2 pseudogenes are annotated in these 1168 nt (G+C 75.3%); both read right to left on the bottom strand.

Annotation, left to right across the window (positions count from 1 at the left end):
• Positions 1-96 precede the first annotated feature (96 nt).
• Positions 97-408 (bottom strand): annotated as a pseudogene (locus tag IG02_RS37425) (roadblock/LC7 domain-containing protein); the annotation flags it as partial.
• A 130-nt stretch (positions 409-538) separates the two neighbouring features.
• Positions 539-1168, bottom strand: a pseudogene (locus IG02_RS0135455) (ATP-binding protein); the annotation flags it as partial.

The following is a 1168-nucleotide window of genomic DNA, read 5'->3' as shown; positions in this document are numbered from 1 at the left end:
CCCCTGCGCCGGCTCGCACTCGCTCACGATGAGGGTGACCAGGTCGAAGGTGTCGTCGTCGGCCCGGCTGCGACCGCCCGTGACGGTGTACAGCCGGGCGCGCAGGTGCTCGCCGATCTGTTCGACCAGTCCGGTCATCTGGTGGCCGACGACGCCGGGGTCGGCGCCGTCCTCGGCGATGACGGCCAGGTGTGCGCCGGAGCCGGCCTCGACGATGAAGAGGAGGCCGCCGTGGAACTCGGTCATGGAGTGGCGTACGCCGCCGGATCCGTTGCCGAATTCGACGGAGGCGCCCTGGGCGAGTGCCTGGATCCCGGAGCAGATCGCGGCGAGCTGGTCGGCCTGGTCGAGGGTGAGGTTCGGCGTCCAGCAGAGTTTCAGGGTCAGGCTGTTGTCAGTGGTCTGCATGGTGTACATGGGGCTGCTGATGCCGGGAAGGGCGGTCGTCGGCCCCGTGCCTCCAATCTCACGTTCCGGGTGGGGGCGGCGCCTCATGACCCCGGGCGCCTTACGGGGACTCATGGGGAAGGGACGGCCGTCACTCGGCGGGGGTTCCCGAGGGGCCGTCCGGGGAACGGCGCGCGCGGTGGAAGGCGCCGAACTGGGCGCCCGCGTCACGGGACGGCCGGGCGGTCTCGGCCTGGGACCCCGGCCGGGGACGGCCTCGGTCGGCGGCGGCCATGGTCCGGCCGGGCGGACGGACGGGCAGCCCGTTCGGCGTCGAGAGGCCAGGACCGTCGGCCGGGCCGGCGGCCGGGGCCGCGAGCGCGTCGGTGGGCCCGTCGGTGGGCGTACGGGGCTTGGCCGGGACGGAAGAGGGCCCGGAGGCGTAAGGGGCCACAGGGGCAGCGGCCTGGCCGGGAGATTCCATCGGGACGGCCGACGGTGAGGGCGTGGCCGGGGAGGCCGACGGAGGCAGGGGGGCCGCCGGCGCGGGTGGATCGGGCAGGGCGGGCGGCGACCCGGCCGGGGCCGCCGTTCCCGTCGGCGCGTCGGGTGTGCGGGCCGCGGTCCGGGCGGCGGGGCGGCGCAGCGACTGGGTGGGCTGCTCGGACGTCGGTCCCTGGTCCTGCGCGAGCAGTTGGGGCGGGAAGAGGACGACGACGCCGGTGCCGCCGCGCGACGACGGCCGGTAGTTGACACTGATGTGGTACTTGGCGGCCAGCCG

The organism is Streptomyces sp. NRRL F-5135, assembly GCF_000719775.1.
Taxonomy (GTDB): domain Bacteria; phylum Actinomycetota; class Actinomycetes; order Streptomycetales; family Streptomycetaceae; genus Streptomyces; species Streptomyces hebeiensis.
This window is presented reverse-complemented; position numbering and strand designations above follow the sequence as displayed.